Here is a 25048-nt window from a genome sequence, read left to right on the forward strand (position 1 = left end):
AGGGAGACAAGAATGAGCGCTGACGCGGGGAGGTCGGCCCCCACTCTGGAAATGGTGGCGGCCTTGGCGGGAGTGTCCCGTGCCACGGTCTCCCGCGTGGTCAACGGAGCCCAGTCCGTCGCTCCGCACCTCGCCGAGTCCGTCGAGGAAGCCGTCCGCGCCCTCAACTATGTGCCTAACCGGGCCGCCCGGACCCTGGCCAGCAGGAGAACCCATACGGTGACCCTGCTGGTCCCGGAGTCCACGTCAAAGGTCTTCGCGGATCCGTTCTTCGCCACAGTCGTGGAAGGAGTGGCCCGGTACCTGAACACCACCGAATACGTGCTCAACATCGTCACGTCCTCCGAGTCGGACCCGGATAAGACACGCCGCTATCTGATGGGCGGCAACGTGGACGGCGTGCTTGTGGTGTCCCACCACAGTGGAGACCATTCCTGGGCACGTCTGGCACGTTCCCTGCCGGTCGTGTTCGCCGGACGGCCGCTGGTGGATGCGGAAGACAGCTATTTCGTGGAGGTCGACAACGAGGAGGGCGCGACGGCGGCCACGGCGCGTCTCGTGGAAGGCGGCCGCCGCCATATTGCGACCATCGCCGGACCGCAGGACATGCCCCCGGGGGTCGACCGGCTGGCCGGCTGGCGGGCAGCCCTGGCGTCGGGAGGCCTCAACGACGCCCTGGTGGAAGTCGGCGACTTCACCGTGGCTTCGGGGGCGGCTGCCATGCGGCGCCTGCTGGACCGCGGCAAACCCATCGATGGGATTTTCGCTGCCAACGACCAGATGGCAGCCGGTGCGTACTCCGTCATCAAGGAACGGGGCCTGCGCATCCCGGAGGACATCGCCGTCGTCGGCTTTGATGACGATTACTATGCGACCACCGTCAGCCCGGCCCTGACCACCATCCACCATCCCATCTCTGCCCTGGGCGAGAAGATGGCTGAGCTGCTGGTGGAGCTGATTGAGGGCCGGCCGGCAGCACGCGTCTACCGGCTGCCCACCTCGCTGGTGGTCCGGGACTCCGCCTAGCAGGACACAGCGCCTGCGGGACAAGGCACAGCGTCTGCCAGACACTGCACAGCAAAAAGCGGACCCCCACCGAAGTGGAGGTCCGCTTTTTTGGCGGTTACCTGAGCCGGAGAACCGGGCTCAGGAGCCGGCGGGAATTAGTTTCCCGTGAGCTTTTCGCGCAGTGCAGCCAGTGCTTCGTCGGAAGCCAGCGTGCCGGCACCCGTCTCGGCAACGGCCGGCTCGGAGGAGTAGCTCGTCGAAGCGGACTCGGACGTATCCGAAGCAGCTGCGATGTCCTCGGAAGCGTGCTGTGCAACCTGCTTCTTGTGGGCTTCCCAACGGGCCTGGGCGTCAGCGTACTGCTGCTCCCAAGCGGCGCGCTGGGTCTCGTAGCCTTCGAGCCACTCGTTGGACTCGGGGTCGAAGCCCTCCGGGTACTTGTAGTTGCCGGCTTCGTCGTACTCTGCGGCCATGCCGTACAGAGCGGGATCGAATTCGGTGCCCTCGGGATCGACGCCCTCGTTGGCCTGCTTCAGGGACAGCGAGATGCGGCGGCGCTCAAGATCGATGTCGATGACCTTGACGAACAGTTCGTCTCCAACGGAGACAACCTGCTCGGCGAGCTCCACGTGGCGGACTGCCAGCTCGGAGATGTGGACCAGGCCTTCGATGCCGTCTTCGACGCGTACGAACGCACCGAACGGAACGAGCTTGGTGACCTTACCCGGAACAACCTGGCCGAGGGCGTGGGTGCGGGCGAAGGTCTGCCACGGATCTTCCTGCGTAGCCTTCAGCGACAGGGAGACACGCTCGCGGTCGAGGTCAACTTCCAGAACCTCAACGGTGACTTCCTGGCCAACTTCGACAACCTCGGAGGGGTGGTCGATGTGCTTCCAGGACAGCTCGGAAACGTGGACGAGGCCGTCTACGCCGCCAAGGTCCACGAATGCACCGAAGTTGACGATGGAGGAAACAACGCCCGGACGAACCTGGCCCTTTTCCAGCTTGTTGAGGAACGTGGAACGAACCTCGGACTGGGTCTGCTCGAGCCAGGCACGGCGGGACAGAACAACGTTGTTGCGGTTCTTGTCCAGCTCGATGATCTTGGCTTCGATCTGCTGACCGATGTACGGAGCCAGGTCGCGGACGCGACGCATCTCCACGAGGGATGCCGGCAGGAAGCCGCGCAGCCCGATGTCGAGGATAAGACCACCCTTGACAACCTCGATGACGGTACCGGTAACGACGCCGTCTTCTTCCTTGACCTTCTCGATGTCGCCCCAGGCACGCTCGTACTGTGCGCGCTTCTTGGAGAGGATCAGACGGCCTTCTTTGTCTTCCTTGGTGAGCACCAGGGCTTCGACCTGATCGCCAACGGAGACAACGTCTCCGGGATCAACGTCGTGCTTGATGGAAAGCTCGCGGGAAGGGATGACACCCTCGGTCTTGTAACCGATGTCGAGCAGGACCTCGTCGCGGTCAACCTTGACAACGGTACCTTCGACGAGATCGCCGTCATTGAAGTACTTGATCGTTGCGTCAATCGCGGCGAGGAAGTCCTCGGCAGTACCGATGTCGTTGATGGCGACCTGCGGGGTACCGGACTTCTCGTTGGTGGTGATGGTCATGTAGTTGGGACTCCGATGTGGAAGTTGTTTTGTATTCCGGACTGGTTTCCACTAACCGGCGGGTTTATCCGCAGGCAAGATACTTGCCCAAGTCATTGACGAAGGCATGTAGATGCCTGCGACGAACAGCTTGTTTGCCCGGAGATGGACAGGATTGGTAATAACTTGCGCTATTACGCGCCCGATCAGTCTAGCCGGACGCGCCAACGCAGGTCAAAGGGAACGGCTGCCCGGCGTGCGGAAAATACCCGGACGGCGCTGCCGCGGTCAGAAATGTGTGCTGCAGTACGGTGCAGGCCCGGCGGCAAAGAGTTCGTCGAGGACCGTCAGTGCGTCTTCGGAGGCCCGCACTCCCCCGGCGGCCGCCAGCGTCCGCCCCGTGACCGCCCCCAGATAGAGGGAGCCGAGTGCCGCGGCGTCCAGCTCCACCCGCCGATGGCCGGTGTCCTCCGCCGCTCCCAGCGGACGCACACGTCCGGCGCCGCCGCGGACCTCCAGCAGCCAGGCACCGCCCGCGAACCCGAGGGGATCCACGACGTCGAGCACCACCGCGCCATCCCCCGCGTAGCCCCGGGCTTCCAGCGCCGCCTTCGGATCCAGGACCCGAAGCCACAGCACGTCCTCCACGGAGGTGACCTTGTACCGCCGCCGGTCCGCAAGCATCCACGGCAGCGGATCCTCCACCGGAGCCACCCCGAAGGTCAACCGCTCCACCAGGTCAATGGATCCAAGGTAACGCCATAGCTCGCGGTAGGCCTCGTCGCTCGCCGCCACCAGGTCGGTGATGCGCATGGTGTGTGGGTCCGTGCGCCAGCCCAGCGACTTGTACGCGGCGTAGCCGTCCGGCACACCGTCGGCGTTGTACCGGATCACCCCGCGCAGCGCTTTGTCTGGTTCGCTGCTTTCCTCGCTCCAGGTGCCGGAGGCCCGCAACGCGTACCCGTGCTGCCGGCCCAGGGCCCCGAGGGTCCGGTCCAGGTGGGTGGAGAAGATTTCCGGGGCCAGCGCCAGAAGTTTGCCGCTGTCGGCAACGGCAACCGTTCCCCGCGGCGGTGCGGTGAACTCCAGGCCGCCGCGGGTGTCCAGCTCGACGGCGGCGGTGGAGCTGGCGGCGCCGAAGCCGAACCGCCCGTAGATGGTCGCTTCGGATGCGGTCAGGGCAGCCAGCGCGAACCCTCCCTGCTTGGCAGCTGCCAGGTCCGAAGTGATCATCCGGCGAAGGATTCCGCGCCGGCGGTGCGTGGGCCGGACGGTGACCATGGTGATCAGGTGCGCGGGCAGCAGCGCCCGGCCGCCGACATTAAGCCGGTTGGCCATGGACGCATAGGTAGCCACGGGCATGGCCGGATCCGAAGCGTACTCCGGTGCCTCGTCGTCATAGACCGCGGTCAGGGTGCGCCCGTCCCGCCGGTACGCGTCCACCATCCCCGGCAGATGCCCGGGATCGGCACGTTCCTCGTGGAAGCCCAGCTTGACTGCCTCGAACCAGTTGCGGGTCCGGGAATCCGCGGCCGCGGGATCAGCCGGGTCCAGCCCGGGCGCAAACGAATCCATCCGCAGGCCGTCCGCGGCAGTGCTGTCCGTACCCATGCTTCCCCCTTGTTTTCCTGCTGAACGCCGTGGTGCTAGTGCCCGGCCTCGTGCCAGCTAATGCCCTCGCCGACGGAGACGTCCAGAGGAACCGACAAATCGGCCGCTGCGCCCATCTGCTCCCGCACGAGCTTCTCCACCGCGTCCCGCTCGCCGGCCGCGATTTCGAGGACCAGTTCATCATGGACCTGCAGCAGCATCCGGGATTTGAGGCCCTGTGCCTTCAGCTCCGCGTCCACCCCAAGCATGGCCTTCTTGATGATGTCCGCAGCGGAGCCCTGGATGGGTGCGTTGAGCGCGGCGCGTTCGGCCATTTCACGCAGCTGCCGGTTGTCGCTGGACAGGTCCGGCAGGTAGCGCCGGCGGCCCTCGATGGTGGAGGTGAAGCCGTCCTTGCGGGCCTGCTCGACGACGCCCTGCAGGTAGTCCCGCACGGCGCCGAACCGTTCGAAGTAGTCGCGGATCAGGGTGCGGGCCTCGTCCACCGGGATGGCCAGCTGCTTGGAGAGGCCGAACGAACTCAGTCCGTAGACCAGGCCGTAGGACATGGCCTTCACCTTGGAGCGCATGGCGCTGGTGACGTCTTCGGGAGCGACATTAAACACGTGTGAACCAACAAAGCGGTGTAGGTCCTCGCCCGCTTTGAAGGCGGAGATCAGGCCCTCGTCGCCGGAAAGGTGCGCCATGATCCGCATTTCAATCTGCGAGTAGTCGGCGGTCAGCAGCGAGTCGTAGCCCTCGCCCACCACAAACACTTCGCGGATGCGCCGGCCCTCTTCGGAGCGGATCGGGATGTTCTGCAGGTTGGGATTGATCGAGGACAGGCGGCCGGTGGCGGCGACGGTCTGCGCGTACGTGGTGTGGATGCGTCCGTCGTCGGCCACTGACTTCCGCAGCCCTTCCACGGTGGAGCGCAGTTTCGACGCGTCACGGAAGGCCAGCAGCTGCTCCAGGAACGGGTGCCCGGTCTTGACGATCAGGTCCGTCAGCGCATCGGCGTCGGTGGAGTAGCCGGTCTTGATCTTTTTGGTCTTCGGGAGGCCGAGCTCGTCAAAGAGGACCACCTGCAGCTGCTTAGGGGACCCAAGGTTGATCTCCTTGCCGATGATCCGGAACGCCTCGTCGCTGGCGTGGGTGATGGTGGCGCTGAAATCGTCCAGCAGCCGGTCCAGCTTCTCCATGGACACGGCAATCCCGGCAAGCTCCATCTCCGCCAGGACTTCCGACAGCGGCAGCTCCAGCCCACCGAGCAGCTGGTTGGCACCCCGCTCCACGAGCTGGCCCGCGAAATGCTCGCTGAGGCGCAGGGCCGCGAAGGCCTTGGACACTGCGGGCGTGGCTGCGTCTTCATCGCCGAGGGAAAGCTCGAGCTGGTTGCTGGCGGCCGCGGCGGGAACGATGTTCATCCGCAGGTGGTACTGGGCCAGGTCCGCCAGTTCGTAGCTGCGGCGGTCCGGCTGGATGAGGTAGCCGGAGATGGCGGTGTCGTCCACTTCCCCGGCCAGGTGCAGCCCGCGGGCGGCGAGGGACTTGTAGGCCTCCTTGAAGTCATGCACGACCTTGGGCGCGTCCCGATCCGACAGCCACGCGGCAAGGACCTGCTCCGCCTCGGCGTCGAGCTCGGTCAGCGGTACATAGGCTGCCGCGGCATCAGTCACCAGTGCCAGGCCGACGACGTCGCGCGCTCCGGCTGCGCCCTCGGTGACCAGCTGCACCGCTGTGCGTGCCTGGTTGGTGCCACGGAACCAGGCGTCGAGGTCCTTGGCGCCGGTGATCACGCTGTGGGGCGGCGCTGCAACTTCGGCGTGGGCGGCGCTTTCCCCTTCCTCTTCTCCGTAGACGTCGAAGAGGCGCTTGCGCAGCGCGTTGAACTGCAGGGCGTCGAAGAGTTCTTCGATCGCTTCCCGGTCGGGCCGCTGCGCCGCCATGGCGTCCAGGTCAACCGGCAGGTCGAGATCGCGCAGCAGCCGGTTCAAGCGGCGGTTCCGTTTGACGTCCTCGATGTTCTCGCGCAGGGAATCGCCGACCTTGCCCTTGATGGAGTCCAGGTTTTCGAGGATGCCCTCAAGGCCGCCGTACAGCTTGATCCACTTCGCGGCCGTCTTGGGGCCGACGCCGGGAACGCCGGGCAGGTTATCGGCGCTCTCGCCCACCAGGGCGGCGAGGTCGGAATACTTGTCCGGGGGAACCAGGTACTTGGCCTCGACAGCCGCGGCGTCCATGCGCGGCAGGTCGGAGACACCCTTCTTGGGATAGAACACGGTGACGTGGTCATCCACCAGCTGGAAGGCGTCGCGGTCGCCGGACACCACCATGACGTCCCAGTTCCGGGCGGAGGCCTTCTCGGCCAGTGTGGCCAGGATGTCGTCGGCTTCGTAGCCGTCCATGGACAGGGTGGGGATGCGCATGGCTTCCATGACCTTGATGATGAGGTCCACCTGGCCGTGGAATTCCTCCGGGGTCTTGTTCCGGCCGCCCTTGTACTCGGTGTATTCCTCGGAGCGGAAGGTAGGCGTGTCCAGGTCGAAGGCCACGGCAACGTGCGTGGGCTTTTCCTCTTTGATGAGGTTGATCAGCATGGAAGTGAATCCGTACACCGCGTTGGTGTGCTGGCCCGTATCGGTGGAGAAGTTTTCGGCCGGCAGGGCATAGAAGGCCCGGAATGCCATGGAGTGGCCGTCAATGACCAGCAGGCGGTTGTGTCCCCCGGCATTCACGGTTCCCAGGGACGCTGCGGCTGTCCCTGCAGGGGCCGCCTCCCCTTCGGGGGTAATACCCTTCCCGGCGCTTTCCGTGCTGTCATCTGTCTCGCTCTTAAGGGGGGCCGCGGCCAGTTTGGTAGATTCACTCACAGATGCAAGCCTAGTTGCCATGAGCGAGATTTTCACGCCGGGCTCCGGCGGCCACGAGGCGGATGCCGGACCCTATAAGCAGGAACTTATCGACGCCGGTGTCCCGGAGGAGATGCACGCCTGGCTGTCCGCGCACGGCGTGGGCCGGCTGGTGGCGAAGATGGGCATCCGTTTCCTGGAGATGTCGGCGGACCGGCTGGTGGCCACCATGCCGGTGGAAGGCAACGAGCAGGTGGCCGGCATCCTGCACGGCGGGGCGCACCTGGTCCTCGCCGAGACCCTCGGCTCCTTCGGCGCCGGAATGCACGCCGGTCCCGGCCGGCACGCCGTCGGGATTGAAATCGGCGCCACGCACCACCGTTCGGCTTCCTCGGGCCTCGTGACCGGGACGGCCACAGCCGTGCACCTGGGCAACACACTCACCACCCACGAAGTGGTGATGACTGATGACCAGGGCCGCAGGCTGTCCACGGCCCGGATCACGAACATGATCCGGGACTCCCGCTAGTCCCGGCCGAATCCGTAGCAGAGCCGTACGCTGCCGTCGGCGGACGGGGCCGCGCTCAGCAGCAGCGCCGGCCGGGCCGCTGCCAGGGGCAGCAGGGGGCGGCCGCTGCCCAGCAGGACGGGATGCACCACCAGGCGCAGCTCGTCCAGCAGGCCCTGGTGCAGGTACTGTCCGGCAAGGTCCGCACCCCGCAGCCAAATGTCCCCGCCGCTGGCCGAGCTGGAGATGTCCGCCGCGAATTCGGCCACGGGTCCGCGCACGAACATGATGTCGGCGCCGGGTATGCCGGGGAATTCGTGGTGCGTGTACACCCAGACCGGACCGGGCGGGCAGTCCCACGCGCCGCGGTCCGCTGCCTGGCGCCGCAGCCGCGCATAGGTGCCGGCACCCATCACGACGGCGCCCGCATTCGCCGGTGATTCGGCCACCGGGAATCCGCTGTGCCCGCCGGCGGCCTCATCGGCCGTGAACCCATCAAGGGAAACCGAGGCGTAATAGACAGTCCGGACCATGCGGCCATGGTAGCCAGCCTCCGGTCCCAGAGGTATGGGCTGCGCCACAGTCGGTGCCTCCGGCGGAATAGGTTAGGTGGGCTCCGGGTTGCCGCCTACAGAACCACACTGCCGCTGTTTCCCCGCTCCTGCGGGCCTGGACAGCGGCGAACTAGAGGAAGAGTTACTTAGTGAACCTGTTTTCCCCGATGACCGCCGGCAGCTTTGAGCTGTCCAACCGCCTTGTGATGGCTCCCCTGACCCGCCAGCGCGCCGGACGCGACGGAATTCCCGGGCCGATGATGGTTGAGCACTACAGCCAGCGCGCGTCCCTGGGCCTCATTGTCAGCGAGGGCACCTACCCCTGCCGCCAGGGCCAGGGCTTCCCCGGCCAGCCCGGCCTGGTCGATCCCGAGCAGTTGGAAGGCTGGCGGAAGGTCACCGACGCCGTGCACGACGCCGGCGGACGGATCGTTGCACAGGTCATGCACGCGGGCCGGGTGACGCACCCGAACATCAACGGCGGCCAGGACCTGGTGGCACCGAGCGCCATCGCGGTGGACGGTATGTCGCATACCTACGACGGCAAGCAGACCTACACGGTGCCCCGCGCACTGGAAACCGCGGAACTGGCTTCGGCCACCGCGGACTTTGTGCGCGCCTCCCGGGCAGCTGTCGACGCCGGGTTCGACGGCGTGGAACTGCACGGTGCCAACGGCTACCTCCTGCACGAGTTCCTCTCCCCGGCGACGAACCAGCGCACGGACAACTACGGCGGCAGCCCGGAGAACCGCGCCAGGTTCGTCATTGAAACGATTACCGCTGTGGCCGCCGAGATCGGTGCCGACCGCGTTGGCCTGCGCATCTCGCCCGAGCACAACGTCCAGGACTGCCTCGAAATGGATGCGGAGGACGTGCTTGCCACCTACGGCGCCCTCCTCGATGCCGTGGCTCCCCTGGGCCTCGCGTACCTGAGCATCCTGCACCGCGATCCGGCCGGCGATCTGGTCCAGGCCCTGCGCACCCGCTTCGGCGGCAAGGTGCTGCTGAACACCGGCTTCGGTCCCCTCACCACCCGTGAGGAAGCCCTGGCCATCATGGACGACGGACTTGGAGACGGCGTCGTCGTTGGCCGGCCGGCCATCGCCAACCCGGACCTGGTGCGCCGCTGGCAGGAAGACCTGCCGCTGAACACGCCGGACGCCGCGACGTTCTACTCGTTCGGGCCCGAAGGCTACACGGACTACCCGTTCTACGCTCCTGAAGCCGCGTCGCAGAACTAGGCTCCACCAACGTCAAAGGCCCGCAGGATCAAATGATCCTGCGGGCCTTTTTTGCCGGAGCTGAACTATTAGCCGTGCAGCGCCGGAACGATCAGGTAGATGCCGAACAGTACCGCTACCGCGCTCAGTGCGAAGCAGGTGTATGCGCCGGCTTTGGCCAGGGCGACTCGGTTGCGCGGGGTGGAAGCGGTATCCGCATCGAGCGAGACCGCGTACAGCCGAACCCCGAACGAATAGATGCAGACCACGGTCAGTGCGGCGAGCAGTGTGACACCGAAGACCGTCAGGTAGTCCATCCAGTGGATGTTCATTTGGAACCTTCCTTGACCTTGGCGGCGTAGCTGCTGCCGCCCTTGCCGGAGTTGCCGTTCTTGCCGTTCTTGTTGTTCTTGCCGGAGTTGCTGTTCTTGCCCTTGCGGGTGTTCTTGCCGCGGCGCTTCTTGATGCGGACAACTTCGCCGGCGTTTTCAATGTCGCTGACCGCGTTGTCGTGGTTCACCGGGCTGCGGCGGGACCACAGGAACATGCCGAGAATGGTGAGGGTGCCGATGATGCTGATTGCAACCACACCTGCAGTGCCGATGGACGCGATGAGGGCCGCGATGGCGCCCATAGCGGCGGCGGCAGGAAGCGTGAGGAGCCAGCCGGCGCCGACCTTACCGGCCGTGCCCCAACGGACCTCGGCGCCCTTGCGGCCCAGGCCCGAACCGATCACGGAGCCGGAGGCCACCTGTGTGGTGGACAGTGCGAAGCCCAGGTGGGATGACGCCAGGATGGCAGCGGCCGTACTAGTTTCGGCAGCGAAGCCCTGTGCCGGCTTGACCTCGGTCAGGCCCGTTCCCATGGTGCGGATTATGCGCCAGCCACCGGCGTAGGTTCCGGCGGCAATGGCAATGGCACAGGAAGCGACCACCCAGAACGCGGGGCCGGTTCCGGAGGTCTGCAGGCCGCCGGCAACCAGGACAAGGGTGATCACACCCATGGTCTTCTGGGCGTCGTTCGTGCCGTGCGCCAGAGCCACCAGGGAGGAGGAGAAGATCTGGGCGTAGCGGAAGCCGCCGCGCTTGCGGGGCAGTTTGCTGCCTGAATCGGGATCGTGCCGGCGGGTGATCCGGTACGCCAGCTTGGTGGCGAGGTAGGCCACGAACAGGGCGATGCACGGCGCGATCAGCGCGGGCAGGACCACCTTGGACATCAGCACGGAGTAATCCACCGAACCGAATCCGGCACCGACGATGGCGGCACCGATAAGGCCGCCGAACAGGGCGTGGGAGGAACTGCTCGGCAGTCCCCGCAGCCAGGTGATCAGGTTCCAGATAACTGCACCCATCAGGCCGGCGAAGATCATGACCGGGGTGATCTGGATCCCGCCCTCACCTTCCTTGATGAGTCCGCCGGAAATGGTTTTGGCTACCTCCGTGGAGAGGAAAGCACCCACCAGGTTAAGCACGGCCGCCAGTGCGACGGCGGTTTTTGGTTTGATGGCACCGGTGGCGATGGGGGTAGCCATCGCGTTGGCGGTGTCATGAAAACCGTTGGTGAAGTCGAAGAATAGTGCTAGCGCGATCACCAGCGCGACCATGAGGGTGAGGTCCACCAAATACCCTATCTAAAGACGAGGAAAAGAATCCGCGCAGCGGGTCATACCTCGGCACGTAAAACTGCCGACGCCCGCGTTACGCCAGATTGATCGTATGCGCTGGGGCAGGCGCGGACCAAAGCGGCGGATGTGCCCTTAATCTCGCCCGCGGCGGGAGAGGTCAGATCCTTATCCCGGTGCGCGGCTCCCGGCCCCCGAGATCGACGTCGACCACGGCGTCCGGCACGGGCAGAACCACCCGGCGGCTGTGCGTGGTTTGTCCGTCCGGCTCGAGGACACTGAGGATATAGATGCCGGGTCCGGGCAGTGCCAGCTCGTAGTTGCCTCCGCTGTCCGACCGGGCGGATGCGGAGGTTGCCCCTCCCGGCCGGACCAGGATCACGAGTGCGTTGGCCACGGCCCTGCCGGCGTGCCGGACGCGGCCGGTGAGAAGCAGGGGCCGGCGAAAGTGGATGTCATGGGTTACGGAAGCACGGGGGAAGGTAACCGCTTCGGAAACCGGCTGCCAGCGGACGTGGCTGGCGACCATAACGTAGCGTCCGTCTCGCGGAAGCAGGACAGCGTACCGGCCGTCGTCGTCGGCCCGGTCCCAGTCCACCGGCCGTCCGTCACTGTCGACAACGGTGACGGTCCCCCGGTCCACAGGCCTGCCGTCGGTTGCTGCGATCAGCCGTCCGCTGACCATGATCTCCCGCTTTTCTTCCGCCCTCTGCAGCTGCCGCCCGCCGGGAACGGCGTAGAGGTCCGGATGGGTGGCCTCGTGCCTGCGGGAGGGCGGGATCAGGCAGGCTACGCCGGTGGCAGCCAGGGCGGCGAAGCCGGCCAGCACGAAAATGGTCCGAAAGGCATCCAGGCCGGGAAAGGTGGTCCCGGAGACCGTCACCGTCAGCGAGGCGAGGATTGTTGCCACAACGGCGCTGCAGGTGGAGGTGCCGACGGAGCGCAGCAGGGTATTGAGGCCGTTCGCCGCCGCCGTGTCCGTCAGCGGAACGTTGCTCATGATGATGGTCGGCATGGCCGCCATGGAGATTGCCGTGCCGGTCGAGACGATCACCGCTCCGACAATAACTTCGGTTACCGAACCGACGAAGAGGAACCGTGCCAGGTAGCCGGCAGCCATCACGGCGCAGCCCGTCGCCAGGGTTGCCCTGGCCCCGAACATATTGGTGATCCGGGCGGAAACCGGAGCAGCCGCCACCATCGCCAGCCCTGACGGGATCATGGTTAATCCGGCCGTGAGCACGCTCAGGCCGAAGCCGTAGCCGGTCTCGCCCGACAGCTGCAGCTGCTGCGTGGTGACCAGCATGTTGGCGTACATCGAAAACCCGACCAGGACGGCTCCGATATTGGTCAGCAGCACCGGGCGGCGGGCGGAGGTCCTCAGGTCCACCAGGGGCTGGCCGTTACGCAGCTCTGCGGGGAACCACAGAGCAAAGGCAACGGCCGCGGCGGCAAACAGGCCGAGGACCGGATAACTGGTCCAGCCCCAGACTCCGCCCTTGGTAATGGCCAGCAGCACCGCCGTCATCCCTGCGGACAGCAGCACGGCCCCGGCGTAGTCAAACCGTGCAGGGGCACGGACGTTCGATTCCGGGACAAACACGACGACGGCGGCTATCAACACAACGCCGACAACCCCCACCACCCAGAACGTGGCCTGCCACCCCAGCCGTTCGTAGACCAGCCCTGCAAGGGGAAGGCCCAGGGCGCTGCCGATCCCGAAGCTGGCGCTCATCAACGCAACCGCTCCGGCGATCTTCTGCTGCGGCAGGGCGTCCCGGAGGATGCTGATTCCCACCGGAATCACGGCGCCGGCTGAACCCTGCAGGCCACGGCCAACCAGCGCCCAGGTGAACGTTCCCCCGATCGAGGCCGTGAAGGCGCCGGCAACCATCAGGACCATGGCCACCAGGAGCATCCGGCGTTTCCCGTACATGTCCGCCAGGCGGGAAATAATGGGTGTGGCCACCGCTGCGGAGAGCAGCGTGACAGTCACCAGCCAGGACACGTCATCAGTGGTGACACCGAAAATCCGGGGATATTCCGGAAGCAGCGGAACCACCGACGTCTTTTCGAGCGAGACCACAATCCCGCCGCATCCCAGGGTGGCAACCATCAGCCAGTCCGGGAATCTCCTCGTGCTCCCGCGTTCAGCGGGAGAGACAACCATGCCGGTCCCTGGTGCCCGTGGAGCCGAAGGCGGCCCTAGCCCCGCGAGATGGGAACCTTGGTTGACGTCGGTCCCACCTCGGGGACGGGCACGCGGATCTCCAGGACGCCGTCGTTGTAGGTTGCGGTGACGGAGTCCTGGCTGGCACCGGCAGGCAGCGCTATCTCACGGGTGAATGACCCGTAGCGGAACTCGGAACGGTATCCATGCCGTCCCTTGTGCTCCGTTTGTTCCTTCCGCTCCCCCTTGATGTGCAGGACACCGTCGCTGACCGTGACGTCCAGGTCCTGCTCGGGGTTGATGTTGGGCAGTTCTGCCCGGATGACCATGTTGGGTCCGTCCTGGTATTCCTCGACAGGGAAGGCCGGAACCTCCCAGTCCCCTTCGAAGAATTTCCGGACCTGGTCCGGCAGTTCAAAACGCTCGCGTCGTGCAAGGGAAGCCATGGATATCTCCTTGTCTATTGCCCGGTCCGGCGGCTTGGTGGCGGCCGTAGTGGTGGCTCGACCTGATTGGAGCGGCCGGGGCGCGTGGCGGAACAAACGGTGCCGCAAGGGTACGTCCGCTGCCCCGCGTTCCTCAATGGAAGACCGGTGGAACCCGGGCCGCGGGCAGGCTTTCCCGCTGTTTTGTCACCGGTCCCGTCGATCGGAGCCTCAAGCCTAGTCATGGATTTTGGCCGCGCGTATAGTTTTTCCTGCGCGCAGCCCGATGAGGATTCCGACCGCCGTTCACTACGGCCTGATGCCGGATGGCACACCGCCGATGAGAGGCTTCCAAAAATGGCGCAGAATAATTTCGATTCCCTTTCCGTAAACCCCCTTTTTGCCCGGCCGGGCGAGGAAACGGCCGCCCCAAAGTATCGGTTGAATGAGGGCGAAATGCTGCCGGAAACGGCGTACCAGATTGTCCACGACGAAACCATGCTGGATGGCAACGCCCGGCTGAACCTGGCAACCTTTGTCAGCACCTGGATGGACGACCACGCGAACCGGCTCTACAGCGAAACGTTCGACAAGAACATGATCGATAAGGACGAATACCCCCAGACTGCACAGATCGAGCAGAACTGCTGGCAGATTCTGGCCGACGTGTGGCATGCGCCGTCCCCCCGGGAAACCATCGGCACCTCGACCGTCGGTTCCTCCGAAGCCTGCATGCTGGGCGGACTGGCGTTTAAGCGGCTCTGGCAGCACCGGCGCCGCAGCGAGGGAAAACCCACGGACAAGCCGAACCTCGTGATGAGTTCAGCCGTACAGGTGTGCTGGGAGAAGTTCTGCAACTACTTCGACGTCGAGCCGCGGCTGGTGCCCATCAGCGAGGAGCACAAGTGCCTGGACGGCTTCGGGCTGGAAAACTACGTTGACGAAAACACCATCGGCGTCGTTGCCATCATGGGAGTGACCTATACCGGCATGTACGAGCCGGTGAAGGACATCGCCGCCAAGCTCGACGAGATCCAGTCCTCCACCGGCCTGGACATTCCCATCCACGTGGACGGGGCCTCCGGCGCCATGATCGCCCCGTTCATCCAGCAGGACCTGGAATGGGATTTCCGGCTGGAACGGGTGCACTCCATCAGCACCTCCGGGCATAAGTACGGCCTGGTCTATCCGGGTCTCGGCTGGGTGGTCTGGCGGGAACGGCAGTGGCTGCCGGAAGACCTCATCTTCTACGTCAGCTATCTCGGCGGGGACATGCCCACCTTCGCACTGAACTTCTCCCGTCCCGGCGCGCAGGTTGTCCTCCAGTTCTACTTGTTCCTCCGCCTGGGCCGGGACGGCTATGCCAGGATCCAGCAGGCCTGCCAGGACGTGGCGCTCCACCTTTCCAGTGCGATCGCAGGGATGGGTCCCTTTGAACTGTGGAATGACGGGTCGGACATCCCGGTTTTCGCGTGGCGGCTGAAGGAAGGCCATACGGACAAGTGGAACCTGTATGACCTGGCGGAACGGCTCCGCACGAGGGGCTGGCTGGTGCCTGCCTATCCCCTGCCGGATGACCTCTCGAACCTCACCGTGGAACGGATCGTCGTCCGCAACGGGCTGAGCCTGGACCTGGCCGAAAAACTGCTGGCGGATATCCGCCGGGAAACGGCGTATCTGGAACGGCTGAGCTCCCCGATGCCCCGCGAAACGGAGCAACCCGGCTTCCATCACTAAGGAAGCCCGGGTTCCATCACTAAGAGGAGGTGGGTGGAATGAGCGATTCGAGAGCAGCAAATTCCGGTTCGTCAGGAACTGACCGGTCAAGGGCCACATCAAAGCAAAAGGCACAGATCACCATCGGCGCCCTGGCAGTAATGAATATCGTGGCTGTGGTCAGCCTCCGGGGGCTTCCATCGGAGGCCGAGTACGGGCTGAGTTCCATCTTCTACTACGTCCTTGCAGCCGTCCTGTTCCTGATTCCGGTTTCCATCGTGGCCGCCGAACTGGCTACGGGGTGGCCGGAAACAGGAGGGGTGTTCCGCTGGGTCGGTGAGGCATTCGGCCCACGCTGGGCCTTCCTGGCCATGTTCATGCTGTTCATCGAGGTCACCATCTGGTTCCCCACGGTGCTGACGTTCGGCGCGGTGTCGCTGGCGTATACCGGGGAAAACCAGAATCTGGACGCCCAGCTCGCCGGAAATAAGCTGTTCGTCCTCGCGGTGGTCCTGGTGGTGTACTGGCTGGCCACGTTTATCGCCTTCCGCGGCGCGAAGGCCTTCTCGCGGGTGAGCCAGTGGGGCGGCATCATCGGCACCATCATCCCGGCGGTGATTTTGATCGTGCTCGGTTTTGCCTATTTCTTTGCGGGGAATACCCCGCAGATCCAGATGGGCTGGGGCGAACTGCTTCCTGACTTCGGCAACTTCTCGAACGTGGTGCTTGCCGCATCGATTTTCCTGTTCTACGCCGGCATGGAAATGAACGCCATCCACGTGAAAGAGGTCAAGAACCCCACCCGCGACTACCCGATTGCCGTGCTGACCGCGGCGGCCGGGACCGTCCTGATCTTTGTGCTGGGAACACTGGCCATCGCGTTCGTGGTGCCCCAGGCCGACATCAACCTCACCCAGAGCCTGTTGACCTCCTACAACGACATGTTCGAATGGGCGGGCATCGGCTGGGCAGGCCCGGTAGTGGCTTTTATGCTGCTGATCGGTGTGCTCGCGGGTGTGGTGACCTGGGTGGCAGGTCCGTCCACCGGCATGCTTGCCGTGGCGAAGGCAGGCTACCTGCCCCGCTTCTGGCAGCACACCAACAAGAACGGAATGGGCACCCACATCCTGTTCTTCCAGGCCTTCATGGTCACCGCACTGGGCCTGACCTACGTAGTGCTGCCCTCGGTCCAGGCCGCCTACCAGATCCTGAGCCAGCTGACGGTGATCCTGTACCTCATCATGTACATGCTGATGTTCGCTGCCGCGATCTACCTGCGCTACAGCCAGCCGAACCGGCCGCGGCCCTACCGGGTGCCGGGCGGCGACGTCGGGATGTGGATCATCGGCGGTGTCGGATTCCTCGGTTCGCTGATGGCATTTGCCTTCAGCTTCATCCCGCCCGACCAGATTCAGGTCGGCTCCCCGGCAGTGTATGTCGGCATCCTCGTGGGTGGAGCTGTGGTCATGGTGATCCTGCCGTTCCTTATCTATGCGTTCCGCAAGCCGCATTGGCGGGACCCGGGCAGCGAGTTCGTTCCATTCACCTGGCAGATTGAACATACGCATCCAGGGACGGTCACCGAGTCCGGCATTTCCACCGAGCAGCTGACCCGGGAAGCGGAATCCTCCGGTTTCCCGGTGACGTATTCGCACGACGACGGCGGCGGGCCCGCGGAACCTGCAGCGGTCCAGGGCGCCCGCCCGGCGGCCTCTTCGGCCGGCAAACCCGGCAAAGGATCCAGGGGCGGGAGCTCAGCAGTATGAAATTGGATCCTTCGGCAATCGACGCGGCCGTCCAGACGGCGTACGCGGACCACCGGACTGACTCCGGCGGCAGGAACGCGGACTATATCCCGTATCTCGCGTCGGTGAATCCCGACCTGTTCGGTGTATGCGCCATGACGGCGGATGGGCGCCTGTTCGAAGCCGGGGACACGGGTTTCGAGTTCGCCCTGGAGTCCATCTCCAAGGTGTTCTCGATGGCCTGGGCCATGGAAAAGGTGGGGCTGGCGGCCTTCCAGGAAAAGGTGGGTGCGGATCCCACCGGGGAGCCGTTCAACTCAGTCATCTCGGTTGCGCTCCACGGCAACACCCCGGTCTCGCCCCTGGTCAACGCAGGGGCGATGTCCACCGTGTCGCTGATCCCAGGCGACAGTGCCGAGGACAGGTGGGAGGCGATCCTGCAGGTCCAGAGTGCTTTTGCCGGCCGGCGGATCCATCTGAGCGACGAGGTGAACGAATCCGAGCAGTCGACCAATTTCCACAACCGGGCCATTGCCTGGCTGCTGTACTCGGGCGGCACCATGTACTCGGATCCGATGGAAGCCTGTGACGTGTATACCCGGCAGTGTTCCACCCTGGTCACCGCCCGGGACCTGGCCGCGATGGGAGCAACCATCGCGAACCGGGGCGTGAATCCCCTCAGCGGCGACCGGGTGGTCCAGCCCGGACACATCCCCGCGATGCTCGCAGAGATCACGATGGAGGGGATGTACACAGCATCCGGCGACTGGGCCTACCGCGTGGGGCTGCCGGCCAAGAGCGGTGTGGGCGGCGGCATCCTGGCGGTGATGCCTGGAAAACTGGCCATTGCCGGATTTGCGCCACCGCTGGATCCCGTGGGTAACAGCGTCAAGGCGCAGCGGGCCGTAGCTCAGATTGCCGGCATGCTCGGGCTGAGCATCTACAAAGCCAGCGAGTACAGCGACTAGCTAGCCTAGGTCGCGGCCTATCCGGTCTGCGGCGGCCCGCAGCGGCGGGACCACCGTCTCCTGGACACGTTCCGAGCTGTGCAGCTGCAGCGATACATTTGCAGCCGCCACCACGGTGCCGTCGCCGCTGCGGACGGGAACGGCCACGCCCCGCAGGCCGTCCTCCAGCTCATCGGCCACCCGTGACCAGCCCTGCTCGCCGGCGTCGCGCACCGCCGACCGCAGTTCCTCCACGGTACGAACGGTGTGCGCGGTGTAGGGCTGGAGTACCACCGTGCTGAAATAGGCCTCCTGTTCCGGCTCTGGCAGGGACGCCAGGAGCACCCTGCCCATGGAAGTGGCCCAGGCTGGGAAACGCGTCCCCACGTTCACCGCCACGCGCACCAGCCGGGCAGAGGTGATCCGCGAAACGTAAACGACGTCGGCTCCGTCCAGGATGCACAGCGACGTCGTCTCGCCCAGGTCCGTGGAAAGTTGTTTCAGGTGCGGCTCGGCTGCGTGCGGCAGCGAAAGGTGCGCCAGGAACGACGAGCCGATGTCCAGGGTGCGCGGTGCCAGCCGGAACGTGGTCCCGTCGAAGCCGAGATAGCCGAGGTCCCGGAGCGTGAGGAGAAACCGGCGCGAGGCGGCCCGGCTGATCCCGGCGGCAGCGGCCGCCGAGCTGACCGTATGCTCGGGCACGTTCAGCGTGAAGGCGCCCAGCACGGCGAAGGCCTTCTCGACTGATTTGACGTAGTACCCGGCGGCCTCCTCCACTTAGCGCACCTTCGGTTTCGCTTCCCCCCGGGAAGCCAGGTACTGGGAGGCCAGCCGGACGGGTGCATTGGGCGCACCGTAGCCTTCGTAGCCGCCTCGGCGCTCCACGACTTCGAAGAACACGTTACCTACCGTCCCCGTGTAGAAGTGCAGGAATTCGCCGTCGCCGTCGCGGTCATAGAGCAGGTTCAAGTCCTGCAGTTCGGCCAGGAAGTCCGGATCGAGACGGAAACGGGCAGCCAGGTCCTCGTAGTAATTGGCCGGCACCGGCAGGAACCTCAGCCCCCGCTCGACGGCCTGGCGGGCCGTGGCGACCAGGTCGGTGGAGGTGAAAGCAACATGCTGGGGGTACTCCGCGCCGCCGGGTTCCGATTCCACAATCAACGGAGCGATGTTCAATGCCAGGCGTACCCCGCCGTCGGCGCTTCGCATCACCTGGCTGCGGACCAGGCCCATGGGGCTGGGGACCTCCTGCGAGGCGATCGGTGTGAGGGACAGGGTGGACTCATAGAAGAGCACCGCCTCGTCGAAGTGCTGCCACGGCTGGGACAGGTTGATGTGGTCGATGGCCGAAACCAGGGGCTGCGCCGCGGGCCCGGAGCTTTCCCCGTGGCCGGCCGGGGCTGCCGGGCCGAACTCATCCGCCCAGGCAGCCGTGCCGTCGGCCGTGGCTTCGCAGAGGAAGATTTCCGTGGAGTCGGGGGCGAACACTGCCTGCAGCACCTGTTCGTCCGCCTGGCTGCGCCGGCTCACCGGACGGGCGCGCAGCTGCACCGCCCGTGAGGCTGCGGCCTGCGGGTCCTGCACATCCAGGCCCAGCGCGGAAATACCCGGCTCCATGCCGCCGGCCTGCTGGCCGTTGATGATGACCCGCGCGGAGCCGGAGGTCCACAGCTGCACGGGTTTGGTCCGGTGCCGTCCGGCGAAGGTGAAGCCGAGCTGATGCAGGATCGCAGAGACCGTATCCGGGCTTTCGGCTTTCACCTCGGCGAAGTTGAACCCGGTGGGCTCGGCAACGCCGGGGAGCGTGGCCAGGGACATCGGGTAGCGCGTCCCGCCGTCGTGCTCGCCGAGGTACGACGATGTCCGCTCCTCCAGCCAGATCAGGGAACGCATGGCATCCACGGCCGTCCGGTCCTCGGCCGTCTGCCGGAACACGTCGTTGAAGATCTCCAGCGAAACCGGTCCGTCGTAGCCGCTGCGGACCAGGTGGGCCATGAACCGGACCAGGTCGAAAGCACCCTCGCCGGGAAAGACGCGGTAGTGCCGGCTCCAGGACAGGACGTCCAGGGAAAGCTCCGGCGCATCCGCCAGCTGGACGAAGAAGATCTTCTCTGCGGGGATCTTCTCGATCGCTGCGGGATCCCAGCCGCGGGAAAGGATGTGGAAACTGTCCAGGCAGGTACCGATCTGCGGATGGTCGGCCAGGTCCACGATGCGCTGGGCATGCTCGAAGTCGTTGACGTACTTTCCCCAGGCAAGGGCCTCATAGGCAACCTTCACCCCGTAGCCCGCCGCCAGCTCCCCCAGCCGGCGCAGCTGGGCGGCCACCACGGCGTCGTCATCAAGCGTCGCCGTGGCGACGTTGCTGCACAGGAGCATGGTGTCGATGCCCAGCCGGTTCATCAGCTCGAACTTCGCCCGGGCGCGGGCGAGATTGGCCTCCAGCTGGGGATCCTCGACGCCCTCGAAGTCACGGAACGGCTGGTACAGGTCAAGGGTCAGGCCCAGTCCGGCAGCGAGGCTGCGGATCTGCTCCGGGCTGGACGGCGACACCAGAAGATCCGGCTCGAAGATTTCGATGCCGTCAAAACCCGCATCCGCGCAGGCGCGCATCTTCTCTTCGAGCGTGCCGCTCAGGCAGACAGTGGCAATTGAGGTACGCATGGCGCTCCGGTCCCGGCCTCAGCGGCCCTGTTCGATCAGTTCGTGGAAGTGCGCAAGCATCCGTCCGGCGTCGGGCCGGATGCCGGTAATCAGTTCAAAGGCGTCTACGGCCTGGCCCACGGCCATGCGTCCGCCGTCGAGCACCGGGCAGCCCAGGGCGCGGGCGCCACGGATCAGCTCCGTTTCGACCGGACGGTATACGACGTCGGCCACCCACTGGGAAGGGCTGAGCAGGTCGAGGTCCACGGCGAGGCCGGGGTGGGAGTGCATTCCGACGGGGGTGGCATGCACCAGCCCGTCAGCGTCCGGAAGGGCTGCGGGCAGGTCCGCGGGCGTACCGGCGGTGATCAGTTGTTCCGGGAAAAGTGCAGACAGGGCCGCAGCGCGTTCGGCTGCGCGCAGCGGGTCCAGGTCCAGCAGGGTCAGCTTGGCCGTACCCGCCTTGAGCAGGGCATACGCCACGGCAGCACCCGCGCCGCCCACGCCCAGCTGCACCACCGAGCCCAGCGCGGCGTCCGGAAGCCCACCGGCCAGCGCACCGCCGAAGCCGGAAAAATCGGTGTTGTGTCCGATGAACCTGCCGTCCCGGATCAGGACCGTATTGACCGCCCCCAGCCGGGCGGCGTCGTCGGACACCTCATCCAGTTCGGAAAGGACCAATTGCTTGCAGGGGTGGGTAACGTTGAAGGCGTTGAAGCCCAGGTCCCGTCCCCAGCGCAGCAGCGCTCCAACATCGGAGCCCGGGCGGCCCAGCAGTGTGAGGTCGATCGGCCGGTAGATGTACCGCAGTCCCTGGTGGTCGGCTTCCCGCTCATGCATAGGAGGGGTGAGAGACGCCGTGATTCCTTCCCCGATCAATCCAACAATGAACGATTCCTCGGTGCCACTCATGGGGCGGTTCCTTCCGGTGCTTGCAGGGTGCGGGACCGGATCTTCGAACACTGCTGCGGACTTGCGTCACAGCTTGCCGGACCTTTTGCTGTGGGCTACATTACTTCAAGTGTACGGACAATGCACACGCGTTCGTATTCCGCACACAGCCTGGCCGGCGTGCAGCAGAACCCCCACCTCCACGCCGGGTCCAGCACATACCGCCGCCCCGGAATAACCCCGTGGACCGGCTCCACAGCCCAGACAGACCCCCCACCCGCAACGCCCACGTCAGGAGAGATGCAATGGACGCATCCGCCACCGCTGGACCAGCAACGGGCAAGACCCCGCGCAAGGCCGCCACTGCCAGCTTTATGGGCAGTGCCGTCGAGTACTACGACTTCTTCATTTTCGGTTCCGCCGCCGCGCTGATTTTCCCCCGCGTGTTTTTCCCGGATGCCGACACCCAGGCCAGCGTTATGTCGCTCGCCACCTTCGGGTTCGCCTACATTGCCCGGCCCGTTGGCGCCGTCATCCTCGGACATTTCGGTGACCGGGTGGGCCGCCAAAAGGTCCTCATGTTCACCCTCCTGCTGATGGGCGGGTCCACCTTCCTGATCGGCTGCCTGCCGGACTTCAACACGATCGGCTGGTGGGCCCCGGTCCTGCTGGTCTTCTGCCGCCTGATGCAGGGACTCTCCGCCGCCGGCGAGCAGGCCGGTGCCAGTTCCATGACCCTGGAACACGCACCGGACAACCGCCGCTCGTTCTTCACCTCCTGGACACTGACCGGAACGCAGGGCGGGCAGATCCTTGCCGCCCTGGTCTTCATTCCCGTTGTGGCCCTGCCGGACGATATCAAGTACGGCATCGGCTGGCGCATCCCGTTCTGGCTCAGTGCCGTGGTTGTCATCGTCACGTACTTCATCCGCCGTTCGCTGCATGAAACCCCCACCTTTACGGAGGCGAAGGAACGCAACGAAATCGCCAAGCTGCCGGTGGGTGTCCTGCTCAAGGACCACTGGCGCGACGTGCTGCGCGTCATCTGCTGCGCCTTCATCGCGGCCGTCTCCACCGTGTACGGAACCCTCGCCATCAAGTACGGCACCGAGGTGGGCAACGTGGATGCCAACATTACGCTGTGGCTCGTGGTCGCCGGCAACGTCTTTGCACTGTTCACGCAGCCCCTGTTCGGCCGGCTGGCCGACCGGATCGGACGCCGTCCGGTCTTCATCTACGGTGCGGTTTCAAGCGCGGTGATCATGCCGTTCTACCTGCTGTCCATGGAATCCGGTAACACGCTGCTGCAGTTCGCCCTCTCCGTGGCCGTCTTCTCCTGCGGCTACGCGGCGGCGAACGCCGTCTGGCCGTCCTTCTACGGAGAGATGTTCAGCGCCAAGGTCCGGTTCTCCGGCCTGGCCATCGGCACGCAGCTCGGCTTCCTGATGGCCGGTTTTGCGCCGTCCATTGTTGCCGCAATCGGCGGGCTGGAACCCGGGGGCTGGGTGGTGACCAGCATGTTCACCGGTGCCATCTGCGCCATCGCCGCGATTTCCGCCCTCACCGCCAAGGAAACCGCGCACACTCCGACGGCGGAACTGGGCCTTGGCCTGGCCAAGACCGTCGCTCCCGTACGGCCGGCACAGGCCTAGCAGTGTAGGCACCGGCAGTACGCGTCATCTCCGGGTCCGGGGCGGGAACTTTCCCGCCCCGGACCTGTCTCCGCTTCACATGCCACGCAGGCGGGCCCGGCGCGATGTCCAGGCAATGTATCCGCCCAAGGCGCCGGTTGACGCCAGCCCGGCACTCATCAACGGCGCCTGCCACGATTTCCAGCGGGAGGAATCGCCCAGGGTCAGCTCCCCCACTCCCCGGATAAATGCGGACGCGAAGATGGCCGCCACCAGCCGGTTTCCCACCCGCTCAAACCGTTGAACCAGCGGCAACAGCTCCTCGGCCCGGATATGGACCTCCACACCCTCGAAATCCAGGGTGTTGATCAGGCGGCGCACCTGCTCCGGCAGCTCCGCACCCAGCTCCAGGACCTCCGTACCCGCCCGGCCGATTCTGCGGGCATACTTCACCGGATTGAGCTGCTGCAACGCCATCCGCCGTGCGTACGGGCCCAGTGTCGGTCCCAGCCGGAAGTTGGGATCCAATACCTCGCCCATGCCTTCGGTCATGATCAGCATCCTCAGCAGCAGCGCCATCTCCCGCGGAAGCTGGATGTGGTGCGCGCGCAGGATGCCCAGTCCGGTGCTGATGATGGTTCCCACCGGCGCGGTGCCCAGGTCCTTGCCCGAATACAGCCGGATCAGCGGCCCCAGGTCCATCCTGAGCTTCACCCGGTCCACCCTCCGCCCGGAAGCGTTCATCCGCACCAGCGCATTGGTGATCCGCTCCGGGTCCTTCCGGACAATGCCAATGAACAGCGCGGAGAGCTGGCTGCGCAGTTTCTCGTCAACCTCCCCCACCATGCCGAAGTCGATCAGCCCCACACGCCCGCCGGGCTCCACGAACAGGTTCCCGGGGTGCGGATCGGCATGGAAAAACCCGTCATCGAAAACCATCTTCATTTCAACGCGCGCCGCGGCCACCGCGAGTGCCGGGCGGTCGATCCCGGCGGCGTCGAGCGCGGGGATATCGGTGACCTTCATTCCCCCCAGCCGGTCCATCGTCAGGACACGGGACGTGGTGTAGTCCCAGTACACGCCGGGGATGGTAATCGCCGCGTCGTCTTCGAAGTTGGCCTGGAAGCGGTCCGCGTTGCGTCCTTCCTGGAGGTAGTCCAGCTCGGAGCGCAGGGTGGCGGCGAATTCATCCATCAGTCCGGTGAGGTCGTAGTCCCGGGCTGCTTCCCAGCGTTTAGAGGCCGCGTTGGCAAGGTTCTGCAGGATTTCCAGGTCCTGGTCCACTTGGGCGGCGATGCCGGGCCGGCGTACCTTGACCACCACCTCGGTGCCGCCTTTCAGGGTGGCGGCGTAGACCTGCCCGATCGAAGCACTCGCCATCACGGTCGTGTCGAAGGACCGGAAAACTTCCAGCGGGTCTCCGCCCAGTTCCTGCCGCAGCTCGTCCGAGATCTGCGCCCAGGGCACCGCCTCGGCGTCGTCCTGCAGCTTCGCCAGTTCCCGCTGGTAGTCCGGAGGAAGCAGGTCCGGGCGGGTGGAGAGCAGCTGGCCAATCTTCACATAGGTGGGTCCGAGCTCCTCGAGGGCAGTGCGCAGATACTGGGGACGGGTACGGGGACGCCCGGCAGGCTCCGGACCCTGCTGGCGGCGGAACGGCAGCCTGCCCTCAAGGCCGAGGGCGGACACCAGGAAGCCCAAGCCGTTGCGGTAGAGGATTTCGGCGATCTGCCGGTAACGGTCCAGCTGGCTGATCATTCGTCTGCTCCGTCCACGGGAGGCCCGGCGTCTGCGCTGCGCTTCGTTACCGAAACACTAGCGGCAGGGCGTGTTCCGCGGACAGGGCCGGGCACTGGGGGACGGCACTGGGGGACGTCACTGGGGCATGGCACAGGCAGCGGTTCAAGCACCGGTGCTCTTCCG

General features: G+C 65.5%; 19 protein-coding genes. 7 read left to right on the forward strand and 12 right to left on the reverse strand.

Annotated features, from left to right (window positions below):
- The first annotated feature begins 12 nt into the window (after nt 1–12).
- Complete coding sequence (locus tag QNO10_RS07520) at nt 13–1026, forward strand: LacI family DNA-binding transcriptional regulator (RefSeq protein ID WP_229948194.1); 1014 nt, start codon at nt 13–15, stop codon at nt 1024–1026.
- A gap of 137 nt (nt 1027–1163) precedes the next feature.
- On the opposite strand, the gene rpsA is transcribed toward QNO10_RS07520, so the two are convergent.
- The 3 genes from rpsA to polA all read right to left on the reverse strand — a co-directional run bounded on the left by rpsA (nt 1164) and on the right by polA (nt 6895).
- Nucleotides 1164–2636 carry a 30S ribosomal protein S1 gene (gene rpsA, locus QNO10_RS07525; protein ID WP_229948192.1) on the reverse strand — a complete coding sequence of 491 codons (1473 nt, stop codon included), beginning with the start codon at nt 2634–2636 and terminating at the stop codon, nt 1164–1166.
- A 267-nt stretch (nt 2637–2903) separates the two neighbouring features.
- Nucleotides 2904–4226: a GNAT family N-acetyltransferase gene (locus tag QNO10_RS07530; protein ID WP_229948190.1), complete on the reverse strand. Its 1323-nt coding sequence runs from the start codon at nt 4224–4226 to the stop codon at nt 2904–2906.
- A 35-nt stretch (nt 4227–4261) separates the two neighbouring features.
- Nucleotides 4262–6895 carry a DNA polymerase I gene (gene polA / locus QNO10_RS07535; protein WP_229948894.1) on the reverse strand — a complete coding sequence of 878 codons (2634 nt, stop codon included), beginning with the start codon at nt 6893–6895 and terminating at the stop codon, nt 4262–4264.
- Between the two features lie 202 nt (nt 6896–7097).
- Between polA and QNO10_RS07540 the strand changes: the two genes are divergently transcribed.
- The gene (locus QNO10_RS07540) at nt 7098–7586 is read left to right on the forward strand and encodes a hotdog fold thioesterase (RefSeq protein ID WP_229948188.1); all 489 of its coding nucleotides are present in this window, start codon (nt 7098–7100) and stop codon (nt 7584–7586) included.
- Here the strand turns inward: QNO10_RS07540 and QNO10_RS07545 are convergent.
- On the reverse strand, nt 7583–8098 hold the full coding sequence (locus QNO10_RS07545; protein ID WP_229948186.1) for a dihydrofolate reductase family protein: 516 nt from the start codon (nt 8096–8098) through the stop codon (nt 7583–7585). The two genes, QNO10_RS07540 and QNO10_RS07545, sit on opposite strands and share 4 nt — an antisense overlap.
- A 188-nt stretch (nt 8099–8286) precedes the next feature.
- Between QNO10_RS07545 and QNO10_RS07550 the strand changes: the two genes are divergently transcribed.
- The gene (locus tag QNO10_RS07550) at nt 8287–9360 is read left to right on the forward strand and encodes an alkene reductase (RefSeq protein WP_229948891.1); all 1074 of its coding nucleotides are present in this window, start codon (nt 8287–8289) and stop codon (nt 9358–9360) included.
- A 68-nt stretch (nt 9361–9428) separates the two neighbouring features.
- On the opposite strand, the gene QNO10_RS07555 is transcribed toward QNO10_RS07550, so the two are convergent.
- The 4 genes from QNO10_RS07555 to QNO10_RS07570 form a co-directional block, all read right to left on the reverse strand.
- Nucleotides 9429–9671 carry a hypothetical protein gene (locus QNO10_RS07555; protein ID WP_231707466.1) on the reverse strand — a complete coding sequence of 81 codons (243 nt, stop codon included), beginning with the start codon at nt 9669–9671 and terminating at the stop codon, nt 9429–9431.
- Nucleotides 9668–10957 (reverse strand): inorganic phosphate transporter, encoded by a 1290-nt coding sequence (locus tag QNO10_RS07560; protein WP_229948184.1) that lies wholly within the window; start codon nt 10955–10957, stop codon nt 9668–9670. Before QNO10_RS07560 ends, QNO10_RS07555 begins: the two co-directional genes overlap by 4 nt.
- Before the next feature lie 163 nt (nt 10958–11120).
- A complete protein-coding gene (locus QNO10_RS07565) occupies nt 11121–13130 on the reverse strand; it encodes an MFS transporter (protein WP_229948182.1) in 2010 nt (669 codons plus the stop codon).
- A 35-nt stretch (nt 13131–13165) separates the two neighbouring features.
- Nucleotides 13166–13576 (reverse strand): Hsp20/alpha crystallin family protein, encoded by a 411-nt coding sequence (locus tag QNO10_RS07570; protein WP_229948180.1) that lies wholly within the window; start codon nt 13574–13576, stop codon nt 13166–13168.
- Nucleotides 13577–13912: 336 nt separating this feature from the next.
- Between QNO10_RS07570 and gad the strand changes: the two genes are divergently transcribed.
- The 3 genes from gad to glsA are packed head-to-tail and all read left to right on the forward strand — an operon-like array spanning nt 13913 to nt 17984.
- On the forward strand, nt 13913–15292 hold the full coding sequence (gad, locus tag QNO10_RS07575; RefSeq protein ID WP_229948178.1) for a glutamate decarboxylase: 1380 nt from the start codon (nt 13913–13915) through the stop codon (nt 15290–15292).
- A gap of 38 nt (nt 15293–15330) precedes the next feature.
- Entirely contained in the window at nt 15331–17037 is a 1707-nt protein-coding gene (gene gadC, locus QNO10_RS07580; RefSeq protein WP_229948175.1) for a glutamine/gamma-aminobutyrate antiporter GadC, read from the forward strand.
- Nucleotides 17034–17984, forward strand: coding sequence for a glutaminase A (gene glsA / locus QNO10_RS07585; RefSeq protein ID WP_229948173.1), 951 nt, complete (start codon nt 17034–17036; stop codon nt 17982–17984). The genes gadC and glsA overlap by 4 nt, the downstream gene beginning before the upstream one ends.
- Here the strand turns inward: glsA and QNO10_RS07590 are convergent, their stop codons facing one another.
- The 3 genes from QNO10_RS07590 to QNO10_RS07600 are packed head-to-tail and all read right to left on the reverse strand — an operon-like array spanning nt 17985 to nt 21518.
- Complete coding sequence (locus tag QNO10_RS07590) at nt 17985–18740, reverse strand: IclR family transcriptional regulator domain-containing protein (RefSeq protein WP_229948171.1); 756 nt, start codon at nt 18738–18740, stop codon at nt 17985–17987.
- Nucleotides 18741–20627: a bifunctional sugar phosphate isomerase/epimerase/4-hydroxyphenylpyruvate dioxygenase family protein gene (locus QNO10_RS07595; protein ID WP_229948169.1), complete on the reverse strand. Its 1887-nt coding sequence runs from the start codon at nt 20625–20627 to the stop codon at nt 18741–18743.
- An 18-nt stretch (nt 20628–20645) separates the two neighbouring features.
- Nucleotides 20646–21518: a shikimate dehydrogenase gene (locus QNO10_RS07600; RefSeq protein WP_229948168.1), complete on the reverse strand. Its 873-nt coding sequence runs from the start codon at nt 21516–21518 to the stop codon at nt 20646–20648.
- Between the two features lie 284 nt (nt 21519–21802).
- On the opposite strand from QNO10_RS07600, the gene QNO10_RS07605 reads away from it, so the two are divergent.
- The gene (locus tag QNO10_RS07605; protein ID WP_229948165.1) at nt 21803–23149 is read left to right on the forward strand and encodes an MFS transporter; all 1347 of its coding nucleotides are present in this window, start codon (nt 21803–21805) and stop codon (nt 23147–23149) included.
- A 75-nt stretch (nt 23150–23224) separates the two neighbouring features.
- Here the strand turns inward: QNO10_RS07605 and QNO10_RS07610 are convergent, their stop codons facing one another.
- Complete coding sequence (locus QNO10_RS07610) at nt 23225–24883, reverse strand: ABC1 kinase family protein (protein WP_229948163.1); 1659 nt, start codon at nt 24881–24883, stop codon at nt 23225–23227.
- Between the last annotated feature and the right edge of the window lie 165 nt (nt 24884–25048).

This window comes from Arthrobacter sp. zg-Y919 (genome assembly GCF_030142045.1).
Lineage (GTDB): Bacteria > Actinomycetota > Actinomycetes > Actinomycetales > Micrococcaceae > Arthrobacter_B.

What these genes read in the sequence shown, in the direction of transcription:
- QNO10_RS07520 (WP_229948194.1), top strand. Translation starts at nt 13, where the DNA reads ATGAGCGCTGACGCGGGGAGGTCGGCCCCCACTCTGGAAATGGTGGCG.
- rpsA (WP_229948192.1), bottom strand. Translation starts at nt 2,636, where the DNA reads ATGACCATCACCACCAACGAGAAGTCCGGTACCCCGCAGGTCGCCATC.
- QNO10_RS07530 (WP_229948190.1), bottom strand. Translation starts at nt 4,226, where the DNA reads ATGGGTACGGACAGCACTGCCGCGGACGGCCTGCGGATGGATTCGTTT.
- polA (WP_229948894.1), bottom strand. Translation starts at nt 6,895, where the DNA reads ATGGCATTCCGGGCCTTCTATGCCCTGCCGGCCGAAAACTTCTCCACC.
- QNO10_RS07540 (WP_229948188.1), top strand. Translation starts at nt 7,098, where the DNA reads ATGAGCGAGATTTTCACGCCGGGCTCCGGCGGCCACGAGGCGGATGCC.
- QNO10_RS07545 (WP_229948186.1), bottom strand. Translation starts at nt 8,098, where the DNA reads ATGGTCCGGACTGTCTATTACGCCTCGGTTTCCCTTGATGGGTTCACG.
- QNO10_RS07550 (WP_229948891.1), top strand. Translation starts at nt 8,287, where the DNA reads ATGACCGCCGGCAGCTTTGAGCTGTCCAACCGCCTTGTGATGGCTCCC.
- QNO10_RS07555 (WP_231707466.1), bottom strand. Translation starts at nt 9,671, where the DNA reads ATGAACATCCACTGGATGGACTACCTGACGGTCTTCGGTGTCACACTG.
- QNO10_RS07565 (WP_229948182.1), bottom strand. Translation starts at nt 13,130, where the DNA reads ATGGTTGTCTCTCCCGCTGAACGCGGGAGCACGAGGAGATTCCCGGAC.
- QNO10_RS07570 (WP_229948180.1), bottom strand. Translation starts at nt 13,576, where the DNA reads ATGGCTTCCCTTGCACGACGCGAGCGTTTTGAACTGCCGGACCAGGTC.
- gad (WP_229948178.1), top strand. Translation starts at nt 13,913, where the DNA reads ATGGCGCAGAATAATTTCGATTCCCTTTCCGTAAACCCCCTTTTTGCC.
- gadC (WP_229948175.1), top strand. Translation starts at nt 15,331, where the DNA reads ATGAGCGATTCGAGAGCAGCAAATTCCGGTTCGTCAGGAACTGACCGG.
- glsA (WP_229948173.1), top strand. Translation starts at nt 17,034, where the DNA reads ATGAAATTGGATCCTTCGGCAATCGACGCGGCCGTCCAGACGGCGTAC.
- QNO10_RS07595 (WP_229948169.1), bottom strand. Translation starts at nt 20,627, where the DNA reads ATGCGTACCTCAATTGCCACTGTCTGCCTGAGCGGCACGCTCGAAGAG.
- QNO10_RS07600 (WP_229948168.1), bottom strand. Translation starts at nt 21,518, where the DNA reads ATGAGTGGCACCGAGGAATCGTTCATTGTTGGATTGATCGGGGAAGGA.
- QNO10_RS07605 (WP_229948165.1), top strand. Translation starts at nt 21,803, where the DNA reads ATGGACGCATCCGCCACCGCTGGACCAGCAACGGGCAAGACCCCGCGC.
- QNO10_RS07610 (WP_229948163.1), bottom strand. Translation starts at nt 24,883, where the DNA reads ATGATCAGCCAGCTGGACCGTTACCGGCAGATCGCCGAAATCCTCTAC.